Origin of the sequence: Bacillus sp. FSL M8-0077 (assembly GCF_038050255.1) — a bacterium.
Classification (GTDB): domain Bacteria; phylum Bacillota; class Bacilli; order Bacillales; family Bacillaceae; genus Bacillus; species Bacillus altitudinis.
In genome coordinates this window covers 101,592-122,827 of sequence record NZ_JBBPAF010000001.1, presented here as the reverse complement: position 1 = coordinate 122,827, position 21,236 = coordinate 101,592, and the positions used below count along the sequence as shown (strand labels likewise).

Annotated in this window: 17 protein-coding genes, 3 rRNA genes and 1 other annotated feature; all 20 genes read right to left on the bottom strand. The window is 44.3% G+C overall.

Annotation, left to right across the window (positions count from 1 at the left end):
• Positions 1-12 precede the first annotated feature (12 nt).
• The gene (gene rpmG / locus NST57_RS00655; protein WP_008356502.1) at positions 13-162 is read right to left on the bottom strand and encodes a 50S ribosomal protein L33; all 150 of its coding nucleotides are present in this window, start codon (positions 160-162) and stop codon (positions 13-15) included.
• Positions 163-238: 76 nt separating this feature from the next.
• Entirely contained in the window at positions 239-895 is a 657-nt protein-coding gene (gene sigH / locus NST57_RS00650) for an RNA polymerase sporulation sigma factor SigH (protein WP_341083025.1), read from the bottom strand.
• A gap of 63 nt (positions 896-958) precedes the next feature.
• The gene (rae1, locus tag NST57_RS00645) at positions 959-1,471 is read right to left on the bottom strand and encodes a ribosome-dependent mRNA decay endonuclease Rae1/YacP (protein WP_007496285.1); all 513 of its coding nucleotides are present in this window, start codon (positions 1,469-1,471) and stop codon (positions 959-961) included.
• A gap of 2 nt (positions 1,472-1,473) precedes the next feature.
• Complete coding sequence (gene rlmB / locus NST57_RS00640) at positions 1,474-2,223, bottom strand: 23S rRNA (guanosine(2251)-2'-O)-methyltransferase RlmB (protein ID WP_017359163.1); 750 nt, start codon at positions 2,221-2,223, stop codon at positions 1,474-1,476.
• The gene (locus NST57_RS00635) at positions 2,207-2,638 is read right to left on the bottom strand and encodes a Mini-ribonuclease 3 (protein WP_008345428.1); all 432 of its coding nucleotides are present in this window, start codon (positions 2,636-2,638) and stop codon (positions 2,207-2,209) included. The genes rlmB and NST57_RS00635 overlap by 17 nt, the downstream gene beginning before the upstream one ends.
• Positions 2,639-2,641: 3 nt before the next feature.
• The gene (gene cysS, locus NST57_RS00630) at positions 2,642-4,042 is read right to left on the bottom strand and encodes a cysteine--tRNA ligase (protein ID WP_008345429.1); all 1,401 of its coding nucleotides are present in this window, start codon (positions 4,040-4,042) and stop codon (positions 2,642-2,644) included.
• Positions 4,039-4,692, bottom strand: coding sequence for a serine O-acetyltransferase (gene cysE, locus NST57_RS00625; RefSeq protein ID WP_017366453.1), 654 nt, complete (start codon positions 4,690-4,692; stop codon positions 4,039-4,041). Before cysE ends, cysS begins: the two co-directional genes overlap by 4 nt.
• A gap of 81 nt (positions 4,693-4,773) precedes the next feature.
• Positions 4,774-5,004, bottom strand: a binding site (T-box leader).
• Entirely contained in the window at positions 5,005-6,456 is a 1,452-nt protein-coding gene (gene gltX / locus NST57_RS00620; RefSeq protein WP_341297831.1) for a glutamate--tRNA ligase, read from the bottom strand.
• A gap of 94 nt (positions 6,457-6,550) precedes the next feature.
• The gene (ispF, locus tag NST57_RS00615) at positions 6,551-7,027 is read right to left on the bottom strand and encodes a 2-C-methyl-D-erythritol 2,4-cyclodiphosphate synthase (RefSeq protein WP_007496273.1); all 477 of its coding nucleotides are present in this window, start codon (positions 7,025-7,027) and stop codon (positions 6,551-6,553) included.
• Between the two features lie 3 nt (positions 7,028-7,030).
• On the bottom strand, positions 7,031-7,720 hold the full coding sequence (ispD, locus tag NST57_RS00610; protein WP_008345432.1) for a 2-C-methyl-D-erythritol 4-phosphate cytidylyltransferase: 690 nt from the start codon (positions 7,718-7,720) through the stop codon (positions 7,031-7,033).
• 13 nt (positions 7,721-7,733) lie between these two features.
• On the bottom strand, positions 7,734-8,834 hold the full coding sequence (locus tag NST57_RS00605) for a PIN/TRAM domain-containing protein (RefSeq protein WP_003217214.1): 1,101 nt from the start codon (positions 8,832-8,834) through the stop codon (positions 7,734-7,736).
• A 153-nt stretch (positions 8,835-8,987) separates the two neighbouring features.
• The gene (gene disA / locus NST57_RS00600) at positions 8,988-10,067 is read right to left on the bottom strand and encodes a DNA integrity scanning diadenylate cyclase DisA (RefSeq protein ID WP_007496267.1); all 1,080 of its coding nucleotides are present in this window, start codon (positions 10,065-10,067) and stop codon (positions 8,988-8,990) included.
• Positions 10,068-10,069: 2 nt separating this feature from the next.
• Positions 10,070-11,449, bottom strand: coding sequence for a DNA repair protein RadA (gene radA, locus NST57_RS00595; protein ID WP_142153604.1), 1,380 nt, complete (start codon positions 11,447-11,449; stop codon positions 10,070-10,072).
• A gap of 93 nt (positions 11,450-11,542) precedes the next feature.
• Positions 11,543-13,978 carry an ATP-dependent protease ATP-binding subunit ClpC gene (gene clpC, locus NST57_RS00590; RefSeq protein ID WP_142153602.1) on the bottom strand — a complete coding sequence of 812 codons (2,436 nt, stop codon included), beginning with the start codon at positions 13,976-13,978 and terminating at the stop codon, positions 11,543-11,545.
• The gene (locus NST57_RS00585) at positions 13,975-15,066 is read right to left on the bottom strand and encodes a protein arginine kinase (protein WP_341297830.1); all 1,092 of its coding nucleotides are present in this window, start codon (positions 15,064-15,066) and stop codon (positions 13,975-13,977) included. Before NST57_RS00585 ends, clpC begins: the two co-directional genes overlap by 4 nt.
• Positions 15,067-15,070: 4 nt before the next feature.
• Positions 15,071-15,628: a UvrB/UvrC motif-containing protein gene (locus tag NST57_RS00580; protein ID WP_007496258.1), complete on the bottom strand. Its 558-nt coding sequence runs from the start codon at positions 15,626-15,628 to the stop codon at positions 15,071-15,073.
• 14 nt (positions 15,629-15,642) lie between these two features.
• Entirely contained in the window at positions 15,643-16,107 is a 465-nt protein-coding gene (locus NST57_RS00575) for a CtsR family transcriptional regulator (RefSeq protein ID WP_003217184.1), read from the bottom strand.
• 177 nt (positions 16,108-16,284) lie between these two features.
• A 5S ribosomal RNA gene (rrf, locus tag NST57_RS00570) occupies positions 16,285-16,400 on the bottom strand.
• A gap of 61 nt (positions 16,401-16,461) precedes the next feature.
• A 23S ribosomal RNA gene (locus NST57_RS00565) occupies positions 16,462-19,392 on the bottom strand.
• A 183-nt stretch (positions 19,393-19,575) separates the two neighbouring features.
• Positions 19,576-21,124 (bottom strand): 16S ribosomal RNA (locus NST57_RS00560).
• The 16S, 23S and 5S rRNA genes sit together here, the layout of an rRNA operon.
• Positions 21,125-21,236 lie beyond the last annotated feature (112 nt).

Here is a 21,236-nt window from a genome sequence, read left to right as displayed (position 1 = left end):
AGAACGCAAATCCTACTTCGTTTCTAAATGTGTTTTATGTGAATTACAAGTCTTGCAATATTTCTTAACTTCTAATCTTTCAGCTGCTGAAGCAACACTTTTCATTGTCGTATAATTGCGGCTTCCGCAGTCTTTACAGGCTAGAGTAATCTTTTTCCTCATATTTACACCTATTTTCTCGACATCATTTCCTTAGTACCTTATCACAGTGTCGAAAAAGCTGTCAATATAGGTTTGATTAGAGACTGATCTCGCGCAGCTCTAAATATTTCTCTAATTTTCTCTTCACTCTTTGGAGTGCGTTATCAATTGATTTCACATGACGGTTTAAATCTTCAGAAATCTCCTGATAGGACCTGCCATCAAGATAAAGCACAAGTACCTTTCTTTCCAGCTCGCTTAGTAATTCACCCATTTTCATTTCAATATCATCAAATTCTTCTTTGCTAATGATTAAATCTTCTGGGTTAAGCGCTTTAGCACCGGAAATGACGTCCAATAATGTTCTGTCCGATTCTTCATCGTATATCGGCTTGTCTAATGATACATAGGAATTTAACGGGATATGTTTTTGGCGAGTAGCTGTTTTAATTGCGGTGATAATTTGGCGGGTAATACATAATTCTGCAAAAGCCTTAAATGAAGTAAGCTTGTCCTCTCTGAAATCGCGGATAGACTTATAAAGTCCGATCATCCCCTCTTGGACAATGTCCTCTCGATCCGCTCCAATCAAGAAATAAGATCTTGCTTTGGCACGTACAAAATTGCGGTATTTCGTTATTAAATAATCTAGCGCATCACTATCTCCGACATGAACCCTTTCAATGACTTGTTCATCTTCCAACTGGCAAAATTGCTCTCTGATGGAATTACCCTTGCTGTTGTTTAGATTCACTTCGATCCCCCCGACCGCACCTAGATAGAAATATTATACAATAATGGTTGAAATATCGTCAAGCTATTCCAAGTTTCCCCGCCGCCATTTTTCAAACGTTTTCAATACATCTTCTGACAATTCAATTTTGGATGCTGGTTTATCAGAAGTAATCTTTTTAACACGTGTTTCAATCTTTCGTTCAATCACTTCTATCTCTCTTAAGAGCTCTCGTGCTGACTTACGAAGTGCACCCTGTCCAAAAATCGCCCATTGTTCTGTATAATCAGAGGTCGCCACATGAATTTGCGTCCGAATGTTATTCAAGTCTTGTGCCAGTTTTTCAATCCGCTCATCAGCCGTTTCATTTTCTCTTGTAAAGATGACCTCTACTCGGTGGTTTGTCCGCTTCTTTTCGATTCCTTTGACCATATGGGCATCGAATACGACAATGACTCGATACCCTGTATATGCTTGATATTCTGCTAAATGTTGAATCAGCACGTCTCTGGCTTCTTCAAAGCTGTTTTCTTTTAAGTGCTGCAAACGAGGCCATGCACCTATCATGTTGTATCCATCGACTAAGAGGATGTCCATCTCTATTCTCCTAACGGATAACGTTTTCGATACACTTCATACATCAATAGACTAGCGGCGACTGATGCATTTAATGAAGTGACCTTCCCGGCCATTGGCAATTTAATCAAGAAATCGCATTTTTCCTTAATCAACCGGCCAATTCCTTTTCCTTCACTGCCGATGACAAGAGCGAGAGGCATCGTGCCGTCAAATTGTCTATAGTCCTGCTTCGCAGACGCATCTGTTCCTGCGACCCAGATTCCTCTTTCTTTCATCTCATCAAGAGCTCTGGAAAGATTGGTTACTTTTGCGACTGGGATATGTTCAATGGCCCCCGTAGATGCTTTCGCAACAGTTGTCGTCAAGCCTACCGCTCGTCGTTTTGGAATGACGATTCCATGTGCACCAACAGCATCTGCCGTACGCATGATCGACCCTAAATTGTGCGGATCTTCAATTTCATCTAAGATGATGAAAAATGGTTGTTCATTCCGCTTTTCAGCAATTTGATACAGATCGTCCAATTCTGCATATTCATATGCTGCTACTTGTGCAACGATTCCCTGGTGCTGACCTGTTACCATCTGATCAAGCTTTTTCCTCGGAACATACTGAATGGTGATATTTTGCTTTTTCGCGAGTTCAATGACCTGCTGGGCTTGTCCTTTTACAGTGTTTTCTGCCATCCAGAGCTTGTATAACTCCCGATCTGACTTCAGTGTTTCAATCACTGCATTTTTCCCAATCACATAATCATGTTGCTGACTCATTTGTCTTCCTCCCTGACGTTCCGATTTCAATCGCCTGACTAATCAACTCTTCTAAGCGTTCGTCCTGCTTCTCGATAAATAAATAACCCATGAGCGCTTCAAACGCTGTACTATAACGATACGTTTGAACGTCTGTGTTTTTAGGCACTGTGCCTGATTTTGCATTTCTTCCTCTTTTCAACACCGCTTCTTCCGCTTCTGTGAAAAAGCCCTTCTGCTGAAGCTCAAATAAAATAGCTGCTTGAGATTTAGCTGAAACGATCTTACTTGCACGTTTATGAAGCTCATTTGGTTTGGTCGCCCCCGTTTGGAGGAGGTGATGCCTCACGTATACTTCAAAAATGGCATCACCCATATAAGCAAGCGCAAGTCCGTTCAATTGTTTTCCGTCTTTCAGCTTTTCAAAATTCAACATGACCTATTCTCCTCTTTTCCAGCGCGTACCTTGAGGAGTGTCCTCCAATACAATATTCATGCTCTTTAGCTGGTCACGAATTTGATCAGACAATGCGAAGTCACGATTCCTTCTAGCTTCATTCCGCTTCTCAATTAATGCTTCTACCTCTTCGTCAAGCGTGTGCTTTTCTTCTAGTGAGAAGCCTAGGACGGATGTGATTTCTTGGAACAAGCCAATAAATGCCTTGATCACTTCCTCGGAAGTATGATCATTTTCCATATAGTAATTCGCTTGTTTCGCTAGTTCAAATAAAACAGAGATGGCATTTGCCGTATTGAAGTCATCATTCATTTCAGAAATAAATGTCGCTCGCTGCTCTTCAATCTTTGTCAGCCATTCAGTGTTATCCTCTGTTAAATTGGTACTGCTCTCAAGGCGATGATGTAGATTTGAATAAGATGTTTTGAGTCTGTTAAATGCACTCTTTGTACTTTCCAATAAGTCAATGGAGTAATTGATTGGATGACGATAGTGAACCGACAGCATAAAGAAACGAAGCACATCTGGATCTTGTTCTTTAATAATGTCATGTACGAGCACAAAGTTCCCAAGTGATTTTGACATTTTTTCATTCTCAATATTAATATACCCGTTATGCATCCAATACTTCGCAAAAGGTTTTCCTGTCAAAGCCTCAGATTGAGCAATCTCATTCTCGTGATGAGGGAACGTTAAATCCTGTCCGCCAGCATGAATGTCAATCGTATCGCCTAAATACTTTTTGACCATCGCAGAGCACTCGATGTGCCAGCCTGGACGCCCTTCTCCCCACGGGCTATCCCAAGAAATCTCCTGATCCTTTGCAGCCTTCCATAATGCAAAGTCGAGTGCATCCCTTTTCTTTTCACCTACACGAATACGGGCACCTGTCTTTAATTCATCAATCGATTGGTGAGACAGTTTTCCGTAGCCTTCAAATGAGCGTGTGCTGTAATACACGTCACCATCTGCTTCATAGGCGTAGCCTTTTTCAATCAATGTGGCGATAAACGCAATGATATCATCCATATTTTCTGTCACTCGCGGGTGAAGGTCTGCTTTTTTGCAGCCTAATGCACTGACGTCCTCAAAGTATGCTTGGATAAATCGATCAGCAATCGTTGGGACATCCTCGCCTAATTCATTTGCTGCTTTGATGAGTTTATCATCCACATCAGTAAAGTTGGATACGAAATTCACATCATAGCCGCTATATTCTAAATACTTACGTACCGTGTCATATACAATGGCCGGTCTTGCATTCCCGATATGAATGTAGTTATACACGGTTGGTCCGCATACATACATTTTGACCTTTCCTGGTTCAAGCGGGACAAACTCTTCCTTCTTACGTGTCAATGTATTATAAATATTGATTGTCATGATTGTTCTTCCTTTCTGCTCAATGAAGCCAGCTCACGTTTTAGCTTTTCCATTTCTCGCTCCAATTCTTTGAAACGATCAGAAACTGGATCTGGCAAATCTTGATGATTGAGATCACGATTGATTTTCTTTCCATTTTGAACGACCACTCGCCCAGGTATACCTACAACAGTGGAATGGTCTGGTACGTCTTTTAACACAACAGACCCCGCACCAATCTTGGACCCTTTTCCTACTGTAATAGAACCGAGCACCTTAGCACCAGTCGCAATCAGGGCATCGTCCAAAATAGTTGGATGCCGCTTTCCCTTTTCTTTCCCTGTTCCCCCTAATGTCACGCCTTGGAAAACAGTGACGTTATCGCCAATTTCACATGTTTCCCCAATCACGACGCCCATGCCGTGATCAATAAAGAACCGCCGGCCGATGGTTGCTGCTGGGTGAATCTCAACCCCTGTGAAAAACCGGCTGACCTGAGAAATGATCCGCGCAAGAAAATACAGCTTACGCTTGTAAAATGCATGCGCAACACGATGAGCCCAAATCGCATGAAGCCCTGAATAGGTTAGCACTACTTCAAGGTAGCTTCTAGCAGCAGGATCTTGATCAAACACAGTATCAATATCTTCTTTCAGCATTTTGAAAAACACATGCTCCCCCCCGTTCTTCCCCATCAATCTCTCTTAGGACTTACTCTCTTTTTGGACAAATAAAAAACGCCTCTGCCATATGACAGAGACGTTTTGAAAAACGCGGTTCCACTCTGTTTAGAAAGCCTCTTATTGCAAGCCTTCTCAACTTCATCCCATAACGGAGGGTACCGCCCTTGCATACTAACATACGTGTTCCTCAAGGGTCTTGAGGGTGCATTTCCAACGTCTGCCTATAAGTCTCTTTCAGCCGGTGAAGACTCTTTCTGTGATAGGCGAAAACATTGTACTTCTCCCTCGCAACGATTTTCCTTATATTTGTTTAATGCGGTTTAATACCGTCTCTTTACCTAGCAGTTCAATACTTTGCGGAAGCTCTGGGCCATGCGTTTGTCCTGTGACAGCCACACGAATTGGCATGAATAGTTTCTTGCCTTTATGCCCTGTTTCTTTTTGTACCGCTTTAATGGCAGCCTTGATTTCATCAGGTGTGAAAGACTCAAGACGTTCAAGCTGACCTGCAAACGAAACCATCACTTCTGGTACTTGCTCTTCTGCAAGAACTTCCTTTGCCTCTTGATTATACTCAATTTGCTCCTTAAAGAACAACTCTGTTAACTCAACAATTTCTGCTCCGTAGCTCAATTGCTCGTGGTATAGAGAAATGAGTTTGCGCACCCACGTGTTTTCTTCTTCTGTCAGCTGCTCGCTTACCTTGCCTGCCTTTTGAAGATGTGGAAGTGTAAGTGCCACAACTTGATCAAGATCAAGTGCTTTTACGTATTGGTTATTCACCCATTTTAGTTTATGCATATCGAAGAGAGCTGGTGACTTAGAAAGTCGATTGACATCGAAAATATCGATGAACTGCTCTTTTGTAAATAGTTCCTCTTCGCCAACTGGAGACCACCCAAGTAGTGCAATGAAGTTAAACAAAGCTTCTGGTAAATAGCCCAAGTTCTTATACTGTTCGATGAACTGGATAATTGATTCATCACGCTTGCTTAATTTCTTGCGGTTCTCGTTTACAATCAGCGTCATATGTCCGAACAGCGGAACATCCCAGCCAAATGCATTGAAGACCATAATTTGTTTAGGTGTATTCGAGATGTGATCCTCACCGCGAAGAATGTGGGTCATTTCCATCAAATGATCATCTACTGCTACAGCGAAGTTATACGTTGGCGTACCATCTTTCTTCACAATGACAAAGTCACCGATGCCGTCTGTTTCAAATGAAATATCACCTTTGACCATATCATCAAATTTGATGATTTCTCCTATTGGCACACGGAAGCGAATGCTTGGCTCTCTTCCTTCAGCAATCAGCTTGTCCTCTTCTTCTTTAGATAAATGACTACATTTACCAGAATATCGAGGCATTTCACTGCGGGCAATTTGTGCTTCACGCTCTTCTTCTAGTTCTTCAGCCGTACAATAGCACTTATACGCCAAGTCTTTCGCTAGCAGCTCGTCATAATATTTTTTGTAAATATCATTACGCTCTGATTGTCTGTAAGGACCGTAGCCGCCATCTTTATCAATGCTCTCGTCCCAATCAATCCCGAGCCACTGCAAATGACGAAGCTGGCTTTCTTCTCCACCTTCTACATTACGCTTTTGATCCGTATCCTCGATTCGAATAATAAATTTGCCGCCTTGACTGCGTGCGAACAAATAGTTGAAAAGAGCCGTTCTAGCATTCCCAATATGTAAATGACCAGTTGGACTCGGTGCATAACGAACACGCACTTCATTTCCCATGAGTTTAACTTCCTTTCATCTGCATCATGTTGTCTGACACCAATTTTTTATAAACGTATTTTATCATCAAAACCCATTCTCATCAAAACGGATTTTACTTTTTCTGAAGAAGCACTGTCGCCTGAGAGGCAATTCCTTCGCCTCTTCCTGTAAATCCAAGTTTCTCTGTCGTTGTTGCTTTGACATTCACCTGTGTGACATCTGCCTCAAGGGCTTCTGCGATTTTCTCACACATTGGCTGAATGTATGGTGCCATCTTTGGTTTTTGCGCCATGATGGTGCAATCGATATTCACCAGTGTATAGCCTTTTTCTTTTACAAGCGCCCACACGTGCTGAAGTAATTTAAAAGAGTCTGCATCTTTAAACTCCGGATCCGTGTCTGGGAAATGTCTGCCGATATCTCCTTCAGCAATCGCACCTAGACAGGCATCCGCCACAGTATGAAGCAGTACATCCGCATCTGAATGCCCAAGTAGACCCTTTTCGTAAGGGATCGTCACACCGCCAATAATAAGAGGTCTTCCCTCTGTTAATTGATGCACATCAAAACCTTGTCCTATTCTAAACATGTTCTAGTACCCTCTTTCCGCATCCATAATTGCCTTGGCAACCAATAAATCATCCGGTGTTGTCAGTTTAATATTGGTATAGTCTCCTTGGACAATATACACACTCTCACCGTGTAATTGTTCCACAAGACTGGCGTCATCTGTTCCAAGAAAGCCTGTCCGCTCCGCATGTTCATGTGCTTCTTTTAAAATAGAATGACGAAAAGCTTGTGGGGTCTGGACTGCCCACAAGCTCTGACGTTCAATGGTTTGTTCCACTTTGCCTTCTTGAACGCGTTTGATTGTGTCTTTCACTGGTACCGCTACGACTGCGGAGCCTTTTTCAATCGCTGCTTTAACGAGCAAGTCAATCTGTGTATGCTTAATAAAAGGCCTTGCGCCATCATGAACAAGCACGATGTCCGCATCTTGCACAGCCTTCAATCCTTCGTATACACTTTGCTGCCGTTCTTCACCGCCAGTGACAAGTGAAACAGGCGTTTGAAAAGCGTGTACCTTCAGTAGCCTTTCAAAGTCACGACGCTCTTCTTCATTGATCGCTAAGATCATGCGTCTGCATTGTGAATGAGCGTCAAACACCTTCAGTGTGTGGATGATGACCGGCATTCTTTTCAATTCAATAAAAAGTTTATTGCGGCCGGCCTTCATTCGCTTCCCCTGCCCCGCAGCCGGAATAACTACTTCATAATACATGTTCGTTCTCCCTTTAGAGCGCCTTCTCCAGAAGTTTTGGCTTCGCAAAAATCATTCTTCCAGCAGCAGTTTGCAGCACACTTGTGACGAGCACATCAATGTCTTTTCCAATATAATTGCGTCCTTCTTCGACCACAATCATCGTACCGTCATCTAAGTAAGCAACACCTTGGTTATGCTCTTTCCCGTCTTTGATGACCTGTACCTTCATTTCTTCCCCAGGCAGTACAACCGGTTTGACTGCATTGGCTAGATCATTGATGTTTAACACTGCTACTTTTTGAAGTTCGCATACTTTATTTAAATTAAAATCATTTGTCACAACAACACCTGAAGTTAACTTAGCGAGCTTCACAAGCTTGCTGTCAACCTCTTGAATATCTTCGAAGTCACCTTCGTAAATTTCAACTTTAATATCCAGTTCTTTTTGGATACGATTTAAAATATCAAGACCTCTTCGGCCTCTATTTCTCTTTAATACATCAGAAGAGTCTGCAATATGCTGTAATTCCTCGAGTACAAATTGAGGAATGACCATCACACCTTCTAGGAATCCAGTTTGGCAAATATCTGCGATTCTTCCATCAATGATAACACTTGTGTCTAAAATTTTCAGCTTTTTATCTTCTATTTCAGGTTCATCATCAGCTGCTCCTTTTTTCTTTGTGACCTTTGCAGATCGAGAGAACAGCCCCATCATTTCATCCTTCTTCTTAAACCCTACCTGAAATCCAAGGTATCCTAAAAAGAAAGCCAGGAAAATCGGAATAATGGTACCAAAAATATGATATGGGATATTGTTTAGCGGGATCACGTTTACAATAAGATATGCTAGAATAAGTCCAAATACTAAACCGAAACTTCCAGATATAAGATCAGGAAGAGGCGCCTTCAATAGAGAATCCTCGATCCATTTCACCCAATTAACCACATAGCCTGTGCACCATTTACCAATGATAAAGAACACCGCGGCTCCTATTAGTGCTGAAGAGTAAGCATTTGTTATGAAAGGTATGTCCTTCACATTTAACAGCAGAAATAACTCTGGAATGATAAAAATCCCTACAACTGCACCGAAAATGATAAAAAACGCCTGAACGATTCTTTTTAACATACCTTCACCTCCTTTATTTTTCATCTGTCAATCCACCTTCATCTGACATTGATATATGCTTAAGTTTCCTATCATCATGAACAGAAAACAAAACCATCATTAATATACCCATACTCATCCATTTTCAACCGTATTTAAGAAAAATTTCTCTTTTTATAGCTGACGGTCGATATAATGTTTTTCTTGCAGTCTCTTTAATCCTTTTTTTATCTTTTTCGCTCTTACTTCTCCAATTCCTTCTACTTCATCCAAATCTTGTACATCCGCTTCCATAATTCGATCTAGCACACCAAATGCTTCGACCACGTTTTCAACGATCGGCATAGGCAGTCTAGGGATTTTATGAAGTAACCTGTATCCTCTTGTGTACACATATTCGTCAATATTTGTAGATGCTGGATAGCCGAGTAACTTGTACAAAATAGAGTCATCTAAAAGTTCAAAGCTCGACATATCTTGGAGCTGTTTCAGCAGCACATATGGATCTTTGATCTTTTCTTTCACGTAATCTTTAATAAATAAAGCCGCTTCCTGCTCCATATCTGTTATCAGCTCATTGACTTGCAGACGGATCAAGTGTCCTTCTGTCCCAAGCTCTTTGATATACATATTGATTTCATTTTTGATTCTAAGTACCATTTCATAGCGATGCAGCACGGATAATACATCCCCAAAGGTCACAAGTTCTTCAAATTCTAAGGCACTTAATGCAGAAATGGCATGATCTAAAATGGTTTTATATTTCTCAAGTGTTTGTATCGCTTGGTTGGCCTTCGTCAAAATAAAACCAATATCTTTCAGCGTATATCGTCGATTCCCTTGGTATAAGGTAATGACGTTCCGGCGTTCAGAAATGGCAATAATTAAGCAACCTGTCTGCTTTGCTACACGTTCAGCCGTTCGGTGTCTCATGCCTGTTTCTGATGAATGAATGGTTGCATCTGGCATGAGCTGTGTATTCGCATACAAGATTTTTTGACCAGAGTCACTTAAAATAATCGCTCCATCCATCTTCGCCAATTCATATAAATGTGCTGGGGAGAAAGCAGAATTAATATGAAATCCTCCATCTACCACACTTTTCACTTTATCGTTATAACCAACAACAATGAGCCCTCCAGTATTGGCTCTTAGGACGTTTTCAATCCCTGCCCGCAGGGGTGTCCCAGGTGCCACAAACTGGACAATATCTAAGAGATCGACTTCTCTCGCTCCTTTTTTCTCTTTTTCCATTTCTATGATCCCCCTAGTGAAATGCGAAGTGCCTCTGCTACATTTTCTACACCGACTAACTCAATCCCTCTCGGCTTTTTCCATCCATCTATATTCGCCTGAGGAATAAACATTCGTTTAAATCCTAGTTTAGCAGCTTCCTGCACACGCTGTTCAATTCTTGATACTCTTCTGACTTCTCCCGTCAGACCCACTTCTCCTATAAAGCAATCTGCTTGATGCGGCGCTGCATCTTTAAAGCTTGATGCAATACTGACGGCAATAGCCAAGTCAATCGCTGGTTCGTCAAGTTTCACACCACCTGCGACCTTTAAATAGGCATCTTGGTTTTGTAGCAGCAGCCCTACCCGTTTTTCTAAAACGGCCATAAGCAATGACACTCGGTTATGATCAAGGCCAGTAGCCATTCTCCGTGGATTCCCAAAGCTCGTCGGTGAAATAAGTGCTTGTATCTCCACTAGAACAGGTCTTGTTCCTTCCATTGAGGCAACAACACACGATCCAGATACACCTGCTGACCGCTCTTCTAAGAAGATTTCTGATGGGTTTAATACCTCTGAGAGCCCTTCCTCTCTCATTTCAAAAATCCCTAATTCATTCGTTGAACCAAAACGGTTTTTCACTGCCCGTAAAATACGAAACGTATGATGGCGCTCCCCTTCAAAATAAAGAACTGTATCCACCATATGCTCTAAAAGGCGCGGCCCAGCAATCGAGCCTTCCTTGGTCACGTGACCAACAATAAAAATAGGAATACCATTCGTCTTGGCAATTTTCATCAGCTGCGCAGTGCATTCCCTCACCTGAGAAACAGATCCAGGAGCTGACGTGATATCGCTTTGATAAACGGTTTGAATCGAATCCACCACAACAAAAGCGGGTTTCATCTCTTGTATAGCAGACGTTATATACTCCATATCGGTTTCAGCCAAAACATGTAAAGAGGCACTTTCAATACCGAGACGGTCTGCTCTAAGCTTCGTTTGTTTTATTGATTCCTCACCAGATATGTATAACACATTCTGATTCTGATCTGATAGCTGTGCTGAAACTTGTAATAATAGTGTGGACTTCCCAATCCCAGGATCACCGCCAATAAGAACAAGTGAGCCTTTGACAATTCCACTTCCTAATACTCGGTTAAATTCTTCTAAATTCGTTTTAATTCGGGGTTCTTCGGATGTTTCAATTGCAGATATAGGTGAAGGTTTTTGAATGGTTTGAACAGAATGATTAAACGCACTTCGACGATTTGCCGGTTCTTTACGAACGACCTCTTCTGTCATACTGTTCCAAGTGCCGCAGCCGGGACATTTCCCCATCCATTTGGCTGACTCATAACCGCACGATTGGCATATAAATTTTGATTTTGTCTTAGCCATAGATTGAACAATACAACTCCTTATACTGGTCAGAAAATAAGTAAAGGGAGGCATCCAACTTACTGGTATGCCTCACACTTTTTTCTTACTATATTAGTTCGTAGCAGCCGTTGCTTTTACGACAATTTCTCCATCTTCTACATCTAATACGATATGTTGACCCTTTTCAATATTGCCTTTCAGCAATTCCTCAGAAAGTCGATCCTCGACGTGCTTTTGAATCGCTCTTCTTAACGGACGAGCACCATACTCAAGATCTACGCCTTCGTCGGCAATCTTGGCTTTTGCTGCTTCTGTCAATTCAATTGAAAGGTCCTGCTCTTTTAGTCGTTTTGTCAATTGATCAGACATGAGAGAAACAATCTCTTTTAGATGTTTCTTTTCGAGTGAGTGGAAGACAATAATTTCATCAATACGGTTGATGAACTCCGGTCTAAACGCACGTTTCAACTCGCCCATCACTTTGCCTTTCATATCCTTGTAATTTTGACCTTCATCCTGCACGTTAAAACCAACATATTTATTGCGCTTCAGCTCACTAGCTCCAACGTTGGATGTCATGATCAAAATCGTATTTCTAAAGTCAACAGTACGCCCTTTAGAATCAGTCAGACGACCATCTTCTAATACTTGAAGTAAGATGTTGAATACATCTGGGTGCGCCTTTTCAATCTCGTCTAAAAGCACAACAGAATAAGGTTTTCTTCTCACTTTTTCAGTCAGTTGTCCGCCTTCTTCATAGCCCACATAGCCTGGGGGTGATCCAACAAGTCTTGAAGTCGAGTGTTTTTCCATGTACTCAGACATATCAATACGAATCATCGCTTCTTCATCACCGAAGATAGACTCAGCGAGTGCTCTTGCAAGCTCAGTCTTACCAACACCTGTTGGCCCTAAGAAAATAAAGGAACCAATTGGACGTTTCGGATCTTTTAGTCCAGCACGGGCACGTCTTACAGCTTTTGCAACAGCAACAACTGCTTCATCCTGTCCAATGACGCGAGAGTGGAGCAATTGTTCCATGTTCAGAAGCTTATCTGTTTCTGTTTGTGCAATTTTTGAAACAGGTACTCCCGTCCAGCTAGAAACAACCATTGCGATATCATCAACAGATACCTCTGAATTCTCTTGTCCCTGCTTTTCTTTCCAAGATTTCTTCGTCACTTCTACCTTTTCGCGCAAACGTTGCTCCGTATCACGAAGAGAAGCGGCTTTTTCAAATTCTTGACTTTGAACAGCTGCATCCTTTTCTTTGCGTACTTCATCCAGCTTTTGCTCAAGTTCCTTTAGGTTAGGTGGTGTTGTGAAAGAACGTAAGCGAACTTTTGAACCTGCCTCATCAATTAAGTCGATCGCCTTATCTGGAAGGAAACGATCGGAGATATAACGATCAGAAAGCTTTACCGCCGCCTCAATGGCCTCATCTGTAATAGATACACGGTGATGTGCTTCATAACGGTCTCTAAGCCCTCTTAAAATTTGAATGCTTTCATCAACAGACGGCTGATCCACTTGAATTGGCTGGAATCGGCGTTCAAGCGCAGCATCTTTTTCAATATATTTACGGTACTCATCTAACGTTGTTGCCCCGATACATTGAAGCTCACCACGTGCTAAAGATGGTTTTAGAATATTAGAGGCATCAATCGCACCCTCTGCTCCTCCTGCACCAATCAGTGTATGAAGCTCATCAATGAAGAGAATGATATTTCCAGCCTGACGGATTTCGTCCATGACTTTTTTCAAACGATCCTCGAATTCACCACGATATTTCGTTCCCGCTACAACGGTTCCCATATCAAGTGTCATGACTCGTTTATCACGAAGAATTTCAGGCACTTCGTTGTGAATAATTTGCTGTGCGAGGCCTTCTGCGATCGCAGTTTTACCAACACCAGGCTCTCCAATCAGCACAGGGTTATTCTTTGTTCTTCTACTTAAAACCTCAATGACACGTTGGATTTCTTTGCTGCGGCCAATCACAGGGTCCAAGCTGTCCTCTTTTGCAATAGCCGTTAAGTCTCTTGCAAGGCTATCTAAAGTTGGTGTATTGGCATTGCTATTAGATCCTGCCGCAGATGCACCCGTTTCATTGCTGCCTAGAAGCTGCAATACTTGCTGGCGTGCTTTATTTAAGCTCACTCCGAGGTTATTTAAGACACGGGCAGCTACACCCTCTCCCTCACGAATAAGACCTAAAAGAATATGTTCTGTCCCTACATAGGAATGACCCAGCTTCCTCGCTTCATCCATAGAAAGCTCCGTAACTTTCTTCGCTCTAGGTGTGTAATGAGGAATAGCTTGAGACACCTCTTGCCCTCTTCCAATCAAGCTCTCGACTTCTTTTTGGATTTTATCTGAAACAAGGCCCAGTGCTTCTAATGCTTTTGCGGCGATTCCCTCACCTTCACGTACAAGACCAAGTAAAATGTGCTCAGTTCCGATATTCTTATGGCCTAGGCGAATGGCTTCTTCTTGTGCAAGTGCTAATACCTTTTGAGCTCTTTCAGTGAATCTTCCAAACATCATATCGTTTCATCCTCCTGTCCATTCCTATGCATTTCTAAGCGCAGCCTTTCTCTAATAATCGCTGCTCGTTTTATATCTCTCTCATTTGGTTCCAAGGCTCCTCCTGAATATTGCTGAAGGAAGCCAGGCTGTGTCAAAATCATGAGTTCATTCAGTATATTACTTGAAAGCCCCTTAATGATACCTAAATCAATTCCAAGTCGCACATCTGACAAACACTTAGCCGTTTCCTTAGACTCAATCATGCGGCAATTAGCCAAAATCCCCAAGGAACGGTACACTCTGTCTTCAAGTTCAATTTTAGACGTCTGATATAATGCCTTACGTGCAGATCGCTCTTGTTCAATGAGCTGTGCCGTCACACTATTCAAATCATCTACAATATCTTCTTCTGATTGACCCAGTGTCATTTGATTTGAAATTTGAAAGATGTTTCCTATTGCTTCGCTACCCTCACCATAAATTCCTCTGACCACAAGACCTAATTGATTAATTGCAGGAATAATGCGATTCATTTGTCTTGTCAGGGCTAATGCTGGTAAGTGCATCATGACTGAAGCCCTAATACCTGTACCTACATTGGTCGGACAGCTCGTTAAGTATCCTCGCTTTTCAGAAAACGCATAATCCACTTGCTCTTCAATCCAGTCATCTATTTGGTTAGCTGCTTTTAGTGCATTGGCCAGCTGAAATCCTGGGAACAAGCATTGAATACGAATATGGTCTTCCTCATTCAGCATGACACTGATTTCTTCATTTTCTGAAAGCAAACAGCCTCCAAATCTTGATTCTGCTAAATTGGGGCTAATCAAATGCTTTTCAACAAGTACCCTTTTAGCCAAAGGCTGCGTTTCATTCATTCGAATCAGAACAAAGCTTCCAATGTCCTTCACTTCCTGGCTCACAAACTTTTGCTCGAATTGCTGAAGAACAGCTTCAGCCTCCTCTTGAGAAAACTGAGTTGGGAAACGAACATGCTCTAGGTTGCGTGCCAACCGAATACGACTGCTTAGAACAATGTCACTTTCTGGTCCTTTCTGTTTCATCCATTGACTTAATGCGTCTTGAATAAAATGCTGGAGCGACATGTCGTTAATCTCCCTCCCTCTGCTGAGATTGCTCATGCTCTAATGCACGAATTTGATCTCGAACTTCCGCTGCTTTTTCAAATTCTTCCTGTTCAATCAGCTGCTTTAGTTCTTGCTGCATTAACTCAAGTTTCCGGCGAACATGCAGACTGCCGGCAATCCGTTTAGGGACTTTTCCATTATGGACTGTATTTCCACTATGGACTTTCCTTAAAACAGGATTTAAATACTGATCAAAGGTTCGATAACATTCTGCACAGCCAAAACGGCCTGTTTTCCTGAATTGCTGAAAAGTTAAGCCACACTTAGGACATTGATCCACTTCTCTTGCCTCTTGAAAAATAGATGATCCTTTATTCGCACTTGTGGTAAAGCTAGGATCAATATTCAATAAGCCTGATAATAAGTTGTGAATCGAGAAACCTTGGTTTCCACTCATAGCATATGAATCACTGTTTTCTTTTGCACATTGTTCACATATGTGCATTTCTTGTTTTTCTCCATTTATTACTTTCGTAAAGTGAAAAGTGGCTGGTCTCTCATTGCATTCTTGACAAATCAATCTTTTCACCCGCCTTACTTTAATTTCAAAGCATTTAACATCGCTTTCATCATCCGAGCCCGCAGTTCATCTCGTTCAGGTAAATCAATGTGTAAAACAGAACGGTCCATGACACTAATCATCATCTTTGCTTCTCTTTCAGATAAAATGTTGTTCTCAACAAGACGCATGATGATATGATCAGATGCAGCCTGTGATAAACGATGATATATTTGGGAAATAATGTTGTTCAATAAATCGACTTCATCATTCATTTTGACTTTAATGATTCGGATATAGCCACCGCCGCCACGCTTACTTTCGACGATATAACCTCTTTCGCTCGTAAAGCGTGTATTGATAACATAGTTAATTTGTGAAGGTACGCATTGAAACTTATCTGCAATCTCATTGCGTTTAATTTCTAATATTTCTCGACCATTCTGATCCAAGACTTCCTTCAAATACTGCTCGATGATATCAGAAATATTTTGTGCCACTCCGCCTCCTCCTCCATTGACTTTGACTATATTTGACTTTAATCTTACTATAAATTTTTTCGATCGATTTTTCAAGATAATCGCTCAACTAACAATATTATTTCCACATTTATCTGGTGCCAAACCTCACAAAAACACAAAAAAGACCAGTTCCGACTGGAACTGATCCTTTGAAAAGCTTGGCGGCGTCCTACTCTCACAGGGGGAAACCCCCAACTACCATCGGCGCTGAAGAGCTTAACTTCCGTGTTCGGTATGGGAACGGGTGTGACCTCTTCGCTATCGCCACCAAACCTGATGGAGAGAATGTTCTCTCAAAACTAGATAACAATGTTCAATTTTCACATTAGAATATAGGTTAAGTCCTCGATCTATTAGTATCTGTCAGCTCCACGTGTCACCACGCTTCCACCTCAGACCTATCAACCTGATCATCTTTCAGGGATCTTACTTCCTTGCGGAATGGGAAATCTCATCTTGAGGGGGGCTTCATGCTTAGATGCTTTCAGCACTTATCCCGTCCGCACATAGCTACCCAGCGATGCCCTTGGCAGAACAACTGGTACACCAGCGGTGCGTCCATCCCGGTCCTCTCGTACTAAGGACAGCTCCTCTCAAATTTCCTGCGCCCGCGACGGATAGGGACCGAACTGTCTCACGACGTTCTGAACCCAGCTCGCGTACCGCTTTAATGGGCGAACAGCCCAACCCTTGGGACCGACTACAGCCCCAGGATGCGATGAGCCGACATCGAGGTGCCAAACCTCCCCGTCGATGTGGACTCTTGGGGGAGATAAGCCTGTTATCCCCGGGGTAGCTTTTATCCGTTGAGCGATGGCCCTTCCATGCGGAACCACCGGATCACTAAGCCCGACTTTCGTCCCTGCTCGACTTGTAGGTCTCGCAGTCAAGCTCCCTTGTGCCTTTACACTCTGCGAATGATTTCCAACCATTCTGAGGGAACCTTTGGGCGCCTCCGTTACATTTTAGGAGGCGACCGCCCCAGTCAAACTGCCCACCTGACACTGTCTCCCTGCCCGATAAGGGCAGCGGGTTAGAAGGTCAATACAGCCAGGGTAGTATCCCACCGATGCCTCCACCGAAGCTAGCGCTCCGGTTTCCAAGGCTCCTACCTATCCTGTACAAGCTGTACCAACATTCAATATCAGGCTGCAGTAAAGCTCCACGGGGTCTTTCCGTCCTGTCGCGGGTAACCTGCATCTTCACAGGTACTATAATTTCACCGAGTCTCTCGTTGAGACAGTGCCCAGATCGTTGCGCCTTTCGTGCGGGTCGGAACTTACCCGACAAGGAATTTCGCTACCTTAGGACCGTTATAGTTACGGCCGCCGTTTACTGGGGCTTCAATTCGCACCTTCGCTTACGCTAAGCGCTCCTCTTAACCTTCCAGCACCGGGCAGGCGTCAGCCCCTATACTTCGCCTTACGGCTTCGCAGAGACCTGTGTTTTTGCTAAACAGTCGCCTGGGCCTATTCACTGCGGCTTCTCGGGGCTTTAACACCCTAAGAAGCACCCCTTCTCCCGAAGTTACGGGGTCATTTTGCCGAGTTCCTTAACGAGAGTTCTCTCGATCACCTTAGGATTCTCTCCTCGCCTACCTGTGTCGGTTTGCGGTACGGGCACCTCTCACCTCGCTAGAGGCTTTTCTTGGCAGTGTGGAATCAGGAACTTCGCTACTAAATTTCGCTCGCCATCACAGCTCAGCCTTCACGGGAAACGGATTTGCCTATTTCCCAGCCTAACTGCTTGGACGCGGATATCCAATACCGCGCTTACCCTATCCTCCTGCGTCCCCCCATTGCTCAAATGGTGAGGAGGTGGTACAGGAATATCAACCTGTTGTCCATCGCCTACGCCTTTCGGCCTCGGCTTAGGTCCCGACTAACCCTGAGCGGACGAGCCTTCCTCAGGAAACCTTAGGCATTCGGTGGACGGGATTCTCACCCGTCTTTCGCTACTCATACCGGCATTCTCACTTCTAAGCGCTCCACCAGTCCTTCCGGTCTGACTTCACTGCACTTAGAACGCTCTCCTACCACTGTTCGTAAGAACAGTCCGCAGCTTCGGTGATACGTTTAGCCCCGGTACATTTTCGGCGCAGAGTCACTCGACCAGTGAGCTATTACGCACTCTTTAAATGGTGGCTGCTTCTAAGCCAACATCCTGGTTGTCTAAGCAACTCCACATCCTTTTCCACTTAACGTATACTTTGGGACCTTAGCTGGCGGTCTGGGCTGTTTCCCTTTCGACTACGGATCTTATCACTCGCAGTCTGACTCCCAAGGATAAGTCATCGGCATTCGGAGTTTGACTGAATTCGGTAACCCGGTAGGGGCCCCTAGTCCAATCAGTGCTCTACCTCCGAGACTCTTACCTTGAGGCTAGCCCTAAAGCTATTTCGGAGAGAACCAGCTATCTCCAGGTTCGATTGGCATTTCACCCCTACCCACACCTCATCCCCGCACTTTTCAACGTGCGTGGGTTCGGGCCTCCATTCAGTGTTACCTGAACTTCACCCTGGACATGGGTAGATCACCTGGTTTCGGGTCTACGACCACGTACTCATGCGCCCTATTCAGACTCGCTTTCGCTGCGGCTCCGCATCTTCTGCTTAACCTTGCACGGGATCGTAACTCGCCGGTTCATTCTACAAAAGGCACGCCATCACCCGTTAACGGGCTCTGACTACTTGTAGGCACACGGTTTCAGGATCTATTTCACTCCCCTTCCGGGGTGCTTTTCACCTTTCCCTCACGGTACTGGTTCACTATCGGTCACTAGGGAGTATTTAGCCTTGGGAGATGGTCCTCCCGGATTCCGACGGAATTTCACGTGTTCCGCCGTACTCAGGATCCACTCTGGAGAGAACAACATTTCAGTTACAGGGCTGTTACCTTCTTTGGCGGGCCTTTCCAGACCTCTTCGCTTATATCGTTCCTTTGTAACTCCGTATAGAGTGTCCTACAACCCCAAGAGGCAAGCCTCTTGGTTTGGGCTGTTCCCGTTTCGCTCGCCGCTACTCAGGGAATCGCATTTGCTTTCTCTTCCTCCGGGTACTTAGATGTTTCAGTTCCCCGGGTATGCCTTCTCATACTCTATGTATTCAAGTATGGATACTACTCCATTACGAGCAGTGGGTTTCCCCATTCGGAAATCTCCGGATCAAAGCTTGCTTACAGCTCCCCGAAGCATATCGGTGTTCGTCCCGTCCTTCATCGGCTCCTAGTGCCAAGGCATCCACCGTGCGCCCTTTCTAACTTAACCATTTCTTACTTTAGAAAGAATCACTATGTGTGATGAACTTTGCATTGCATTCAATGTGAATGTATTACTTATTGTTATCTAGTTTTCAAAGAACAATCCTGTCTCGCTAGAGACATGTTTTGAAGGGTTGATCCTTCAAAACTAAACAAGACGAAAAACGTACGCTGCTCCATATATCCTTAGAAAGGAGGTGATCCAGCCGCACCTTCCGATACGGCTACCTTGTTACGACTTCACCCCAATCATCTGTCCCACCTTCGGCGGCTGGCTCCATAAAGGTTACCTCACCGACTTCGGGTGTTACAAACTCTCGTGGTGTGACGGGCGGTGTGTACAAGGCCCGGGAACGTATTCACCGCGGCATGCTGATCCGCGATTACTAGCGATTCCAGCTTCACGCAGTCGAGTTGCAGACTGCGATCCGAACTGAGAACAGATTTGTGGGATTGGCTAAACCTTGCGGTCTCGCAGCCCTTTGTTCTGTCCATTGTAGCACGTGTGTAGCCCAGGTCATAAGGGGCATGATGATTTGACGTCATCCCCACCTTCCTCCGGTTTGTCACCGGCAGTCACCTTAGAGTGCCCAACTAAATGCTGGCAACTAAGATCAAGGGTTGCGCTCGTTGCGGGACTTAACCCAACATCTCACGACACGAGCTGACGACAACCATGCACCACCTGTCACTCTGTCCCCGAAGGGAAAGCCCTATCTCTAGGGTTGTCAGAGGATGTCAAGACCTGGTAAGGTTCTTCGCGTTGCTTCGAATTAAACCACATGCTCCACCGCTTGTGCGGGCCCCCGTCAATTCCTTTGAGTTTCAGTCTTGCGACCGTACTCCCCAGGCGGAGTGCTTAATGCGTTAGCTGCAGCACTAAGGGGCGGAAACCCCCTAACACTTAGCACTCATCGTTTACGGCGTGGACTACCAGGGTATCTAATCCTGTTCGCTCCCCACGCTTTCGCTCCTCAGCGTCAGTTACAGACCAGAGAGTCGCCTTCGCCACTGGTGTTCCTCCACATCTCTACGCATTTCACCGCTACACGTGGAATTCCACTCTCCTCTTCTGCACTCAAGTTTCCCAGTTTCCAATGACCCTCCCCGGTTGAGCCGGGGGCTTTCACATCAGACTTAAGAAACCGCCTGCGAGCCCTTTACGCCCAATAATTCCGGACAACGCTTGCCACCTACGTATTACCGCGGCTGCTGGCACGTAGTTAGCCGTGGCTTTCTGGTTAGGTACCGTCAAGGTGCAAGCAGTTACTCTTGCACTTGTTCTTCCCTAACAACAGAGCTTTACGATCCGAAAACCTTCATCACTCACGCGGCGTTGCTCCGTCAGACTTTCGTCCATTGCGGAAGATTCCCTACTGCTGCCTCCCGTAGGAGTCTGGGCCGTGTCTCAGTCCCAGTGTGGCCGATCACCCTCTCAGGTCGGCTACGCATCGTCGCCTTGGTGAGCCGTTACCTCACCAACTAGCTAATGCGCCGCGGGTCCATCTGTAAGTGACAGCCGAAACCGTCTTTCATCCTTGAACCATGCGGTTCAAGGAACTATCCGGTATTAGCTCCGGTTTCCCGGAGTTATCCCAGTCTTACAGGCAGGTTACCCACGTGTTACTCACCCGTCCGCCGCTAACATCCGGGAGCAAGCTCCCTTCTGTCCGCTCGACTTGCATGTATTAGGCACGCCGCCAGCGTTCGTCCTGAGCCAGGATCAAACTCTCCGAGGTATGCAGGATGCATATCACACATGCGTTGCTACACGATGTAGCGAACTTAGCATGTGATCATTTCCTGCCTCGCCAGTTTGACTGACTACCTATGAAGTATCATAGGATTTTT

What these genes read in the sequence shown, in the direction of transcription:
- ispF (WP_007496273.1), bottom strand. Translation starts at nt 7,027, where the DNA reads ATGTTTAGAATAGGACAAGGTTTTGATGTGCATCAATTAACAGAGGGA.
- clpC (WP_142153602.1), bottom strand. Translation starts at nt 13,978, where the DNA reads ATGATGTTTGGAAGATTCACTGAAAGAGCTCAAAAGGTATTAGCACTT.
- rlmB (WP_017359163.1), bottom strand. Translation starts at nt 2,223, where the DNA reads ATGAGTCAGCAACATGATTATGTGATTGGGAAAAATGCAGTGATTGAA.
- ispD (WP_008345432.1), bottom strand. Translation starts at nt 7,720, where the DNA reads ATGTATTATGAAGTAGTTATTCCGGCTGCGGGGCAGGGGAAGCGAATG.
- NST57_RS00635 (WP_008345428.1), bottom strand. Translation starts at nt 2,638, where the DNA reads ATGTTGAATTTTGAAAAGCTGAAAGACGGAAAACAATTGAACGGACTT.
- radA (WP_142153604.1), bottom strand. Translation starts at nt 11,449, where the DNA reads ATGGCTAAGACAAAATCAAAATTTATATGCCAATCGTGCGGTTATGAG.
- NST57_RS00585 (WP_341297830.1), bottom strand. Translation starts at nt 15,066, where the DNA reads ATGTCGCTCCAGCATTTTATTCAAGACGCATTAAGTCAATGGATGAAA.
- disA (WP_007496267.1), bottom strand. Translation starts at nt 10,067, where the DNA reads ATGGAAAAAGAGAAAAAAGGAGCGAGAGAAGTCGATCTCTTAGATATT.
- rpmG (WP_008356502.1), bottom strand. Translation starts at nt 162, where the DNA reads ATGAGGAAAAAGATTACTCTAGCCTGTAAAGACTGCGGAAGCCGCAAT.
- cysS (WP_008345429.1), bottom strand. Translation starts at nt 4,042, where the DNA reads ATGACAATCAATATTTATAATACATTGACACGTAAGAAGGAAGAGTTT.
- NST57_RS00605 (WP_003217214.1), bottom strand. Translation starts at nt 8,834, where the DNA reads ATGTTAAAAAGAATCGTTCAGGCGTTTTTTATCATTTTCGGTGCAGTT.
- rae1 (WP_007496285.1), bottom strand. Translation starts at nt 1,471, where the DNA reads ATGGACATCCTCTTAGTCGATGGATACAACATGATAGGTGCATGGCCT.
- gltX (WP_341297831.1), bottom strand. Translation starts at nt 6,456, where the DNA reads ATGGGAAATGAAGTGCGTGTTCGTTATGCACCGAGTCCAACTGGTCAT.